General features: G+C 74.9%; 4 protein-coding genes. All 4 read right to left on the bottom strand.

What is annotated here, in order from left to right; translation table 11 throughout:
• Positions 1-118: 118 nt before the first annotated feature.
• Positions 119-2,464, bottom strand: coding sequence for a SpoIIE family protein phosphatase (locus B9S61_RS24615; RefSeq protein WP_103544203.1), 2,346 nt, complete (start codon positions 2,462-2,464; stop codon positions 119-121).
• A gap of 60 nt (positions 2,465-2,524) precedes the next feature.
• Positions 2,525-2,992 (bottom strand): peroxiredoxin, encoded by a 468-nt coding sequence (locus tag B9S61_RS24610; RefSeq protein WP_103544202.1) that lies wholly within the window; start codon positions 2,990-2,992, stop codon positions 2,525-2,527.
• Positions 2,989-3,369, bottom strand: a complete 381-nt coding sequence (locus B9S61_RS24605; protein ID WP_103544201.1) for a DoxX family protein — start codon at positions 3,367-3,369, stop codon at positions 2,989-2,991. The genes B9S61_RS24610 and B9S61_RS24605 overlap by 4 nt, the downstream gene beginning before the upstream one ends.
• A 97-nt stretch (positions 3,370-3,466) precedes the next feature.
• The gene (locus B9S61_RS24600) at positions 3,467-3,973 is read right to left on the bottom strand and encodes a MarR family winged helix-turn-helix transcriptional regulator (RefSeq protein ID WP_103544200.1); all 507 of its coding nucleotides are present in this window, start codon (positions 3,971-3,973) and stop codon (positions 3,467-3,469) included.
• Between the last annotated feature and the right edge of the window lie 205 nt (positions 3,974-4,178).

The raw sequence follows: 4,178 nt of genomic DNA, 5'->3' as shown, positions 1-4,178 counted from the left end.
CCGCCCGGCCCTCTCCGGCACCCGGCGCGACGGGACATGAGGCCCGGCCCTACAGCTCCCACACCCCCACCTTGCCCAGGCCGGGTTCCGGCGACGGCGCCGGGCCGGGGGTGGCGGGTCAGGGGCTCGGCAGGTGTTGTTCGGCCCAGATCGTCTTGCCGTGGTCCGTCTGCCGGCTGCCCCAGCGCTGGGTGAGCTGGGCCACCGGCAGAAGCCCGCGGCCGCCCTCGTCGTAGGCGTGGGCGCGCCGCAGATGCGGTGAGGTGGAGCTGGCGTCCGAGACCTCGCAGATGAGGGTACGGTCGCGGATCAACCGCAGCCGGACGGGCGGCACGCCGTACCGGATGGCGTTGGTGACCAGTTCGCTGACGACCAGTTGGGTGACGAAGGCGATCTCGTCCAGCCCCCAGGCGCTCATCGTGCCGGTGGCCCACTGGCGGGCGGCGGCCACCTCGTCGGGGACCGGCCGCACCTCCCTCGTGGCGACCTGGTCCGCGCCGAGGACCCGGGTGCGGGCCAGCAGCAGCGCCACGTCGTCGCAGGGCTTCTCGGGCAGGACCGCCTTCAGCACGCCGTCGCACAGGGCGTCCAGCGAGTCGGCGGGGGCCGCCAGGGCGCGGCACAGTTCGCCGGTGACATGGTCGATGTCGCGGTGGCGGTCCCCGACCAGGCCGTCGGTGTACAGGGCGACGACGGAGCCCTCGGGCAGCCACAACTCCGTCGCCTCGAAGGGCAGTCCCCCGACGCCCAGGGGAGGACCCGCGTTCAGGGGGACGAGCCGGCTGGTCCCGTCGGGCAGCACGACGACGGGTGCCGGATGGCCCGCCGCTGCCAGGCTCAGACAGCCGGACACCGGGTCGTAGACGGCGTAGAGGCAGGTGGCGCCGAGCTCCGCGACGTCGTCGTGGCTGTCGTCGGCGGCGAGATGGACGACCAGGTCGTCGAGGTGGGTGATGAGTTCGTCGGGCGGGAGGTCCACGTCGGCGAGGGTGCGCACGGCGGTGAACAGCCGCCCCATGGCCGCCGTGGAGGAGATGCCGTGGCCGACGACGTCGCCCACGACCAGGCCGACCCGGCTGCCGGCCAGCGGGACGACGTCGAACCAGTCGCCGCCGATGCCGGCCGCCGGCCCGGAGGGCAGATAGCGGTGGGCGACCTCGACGGCCGCCTGGCCGGGGAGCCCCTTCGGCAGCAGGCTCTCCTGGAGTGCCAGCGCGGTGGTGTGCTCACGGGCGAAACGGCGGGCGTTGTCGACGCAGACGGCGGCCCGGCTGGCGAGTTCCTCGGCGAGCAGGGTGTCATCGGCGGTGTACGCGTCGGGGTGGGTGGTGCGGACGGCGACCACGAGGCCGAGCGTCGTGCCGCGGGCCCGCAGCGGCACGGCCAGCAGCGAGTGGACACCGGCGGGGACGGAGGGGCCGTCCCCCTGTGGCGACGTGCCGCGCTCGGCAGCCCACCGGTCGAAGCCCGGCTCGCCCGCCCGACCGAGCACCGCCCGTCCTTCCCGCAGGGCCCGCGCCGGAGGCGAATCGAGGAGGTGCCCGTCCAGCGCGCCGAGGCGCACGGCCGTCTCGGGGGTCCCCTCGGTGGCCGAGCGGTGCGCCACGCGGCGCAGCAGGCCGCCGTCCGCGGCACGAGCCGGTGGTCCACCGGTTCTGAGGACGTCGTCGAGGAGGTCGACGGCGGCGAAGTCGGCGAAGCCCGGGGCCAGGAGTTCCACGAGTTCCTCGGTGGTGCGCACCACGTCCAGGGTGGTGCCGATGCGTGCGGCGGCCTCGTTCAGCATCACGAGGCGTTCGCGGGCCCGCAGTTGCGTGCGGCTGTCGAGCGCCGCCAAAGCGGTGCCGATCACCGTGCCGGAGGGGTCGCGGACCGGCCATATCTCGACGTGCCAGGCGTGCAGCCGGGTACCGGAGGGGGCCCGGGTGAAGTCCTCCAGGTGCACGGGTTCCCCCGTGTCGGCGACCTGGCGGAGATGCCGGCTGAAGCTGCGGCTCCCCTCGGTCTCCTCCACGGTGTCCAGGTAGAACCGTCCGACCAGGCTCGGCTCGGGGACGCCCGTCATCCGGGAGGCCGCGTCATTGTGCCCCAGATAGCGCTGCTCGGTGTCCAGGACGGACATCCCCAGGGGTGCCTGCCGGAACGCCTGCCCTGCCAGTGAGGTGTCCTGCGCGACGCCGGCCGGCTCGACGGTGACCACATGACCGGCCGGTGCGCCCCGCCCGTCCGGCAGGGGCTGCGCGGTCAGCCGCAGCGGTACCGGGTGACCGTCGCGGTGGCGCAGCCGGACCGTCCCCGACGGCAGGGGCCCGGGGCCGGACGGCACGTCCTCGGCGAGCAGCTCCCGTACGGGCCGCCCCACGGCCTCGTCGGCCGGGTGGCCGGTCAGCCGCCGGGCGCCCTCGCTCCAGCCGGTCACGATGCCGCGGGCGTCGACGGTCACCGCGGCGGAGGGTTCCTCCATTGGTCCAGCATCGGCCCATGGCCGCAGCCTCTCAACCGCGGCGGGGCACCCGGGGCGGTGTCACGCCCGGTGGTCGCGGAGCGCGGCGAGCGCCCGGTCGGCGTGCGCGTTCATCCGGATCTCGCTGCGGACGACCTCCAGGACGGTCCGGTCCGGTGCGATGACGAAGGTGGCCCGCTTGGTGGGCGCCAGGGCGATGCCCCGCTTCACGCCGAACCGCTCACGGACCGTGCCGTCGGGGTCGGACAGCAGGGGCATGCCGAGGGTGTGCCGTCCGGCGAACTCGGCCTGCCGTTCGACGTCGTCCCCGCTGATGCCCGCCGGGCGGGCGCCCGCGGCGGCGAACTCCGCGGCCAGGTCACGGAAGTGGCAGGCCTGGGCGGTGCAGCCGGGGCTCAGGGCGGCCGGGTAGAAGAAGAGCACCACCGGCCCCTCGGCGAGCAGGTCCGTGAGCCGGCGGACGGTACCGGTCTCGTCCGGCAGCGCGAAGTCCCAGGCCTTGTCGCCCTTCTCCGGGCGGCCGCTCATGACCGGCCCTCCGCGTTCCTGGCGACCCCGCGCGCCCAGAGCACCAGGGGCAGCTGCAGGGGAAGCCGGCCGAGGGCGAGGGCCTTCTGCGGGGCGGGGCGGTGCCGCCAGTCGACGGCCATCTTCACGTTGGCGGGGAACACGCCGACGAAGAAGGCCGCCGAGGCGAGGGCGGCGGCCTTGCGGGTGCGGGGCAGCGCCACACCGGCGGCCAGCGCGAGTTCCACGGCGCCGCTGGCGTAGGTCCAGGTCCGGGGCGAGCCGGGCAGGGAGCGCGGCACCGTGTGGTCGAACTGGCGCGGGACGGCGAAGTGGGCGGTGCCCGCGGCGGCCAGCAGGCCGGCGAGCAGCAGGGGCGAGCGTTCGGACCGTGACACGGTTCCTCCTCCAGTGGCCTGCCGCGCGATATTACCCGACGGTAAGTGCGGTGCGGCGGGCAGGTGATCCCGGGCCGCGGGGGACGGTGCCGCGAGGTCAGGCGGTGGCCCCGGAGTCCGGGTCCTCGTCGGCGGCGTGAGCGAGGAAGTCGTCGACCATGCGGTGGAAGAGGGTGGCGAGCCGGCTCAGGTCGTTGGGAGACCACTGGGCCAGCGCCGCCTGCATGCCCTGGACACCGGCCTCCCGGATCCGGGCGATGGCCTGCCGGCCGGCCTCGGTGAGCTCGATGCGCTGGGCACGGCGGTCGTCGGGGTCCGGGACCCGAGTGACATGACCGGTCTTCTGCAACTGCTGCACCGTACGGGTGACGTGCGAGGCCTCCACGCCCAGCCGGGCGGCCAGCTCCCCCGGCCGCATCGGCTCCGCGTCGGCCATCTTCCGCAGCAGCGCGACCGCGGCCCGGTCCAGCGGCACCCCCGCCAGCGCCATCAGCCGCTCGTGCTGACGGGCGCGCGAGCTCAGATACGTGATGCGGTGCAGCGCACGCTCGATCTCGGCCACTTCCGGGGTGGCGGGGGCAGCGGGAAGCGGAGGTGTGGGCATGCCCCATTTTACCATCTCATTGCGTAACTCAATCAATGACCAGGGTCGTCCGGCGCCGCCCAACCGTCACGTCCGCCGCCGCCTCGCGCGCCTCCTCCAGCCGCGCCGACGGGGTTTCCGCCCCGCGCCACCGGCCCCGCGGCGTTCCTCCGCCGCAGGCACGGCACCACCCGGCCCACCACCGCCGTTCAGGCGAAACCCCGGC

The organism is Streptomyces sp. SM1 (assembly GCF_002910825.1).
GTDB lineage: Bacteria > Actinomycetota > Actinomycetes > Streptomycetales > Streptomycetaceae > Streptomyces > Streptomyces okerensis.
The sequence above is the reverse complement of the archived record's forward strand: the minus strand, read 5'-3'. Positions and strand labels throughout refer to the sequence as shown.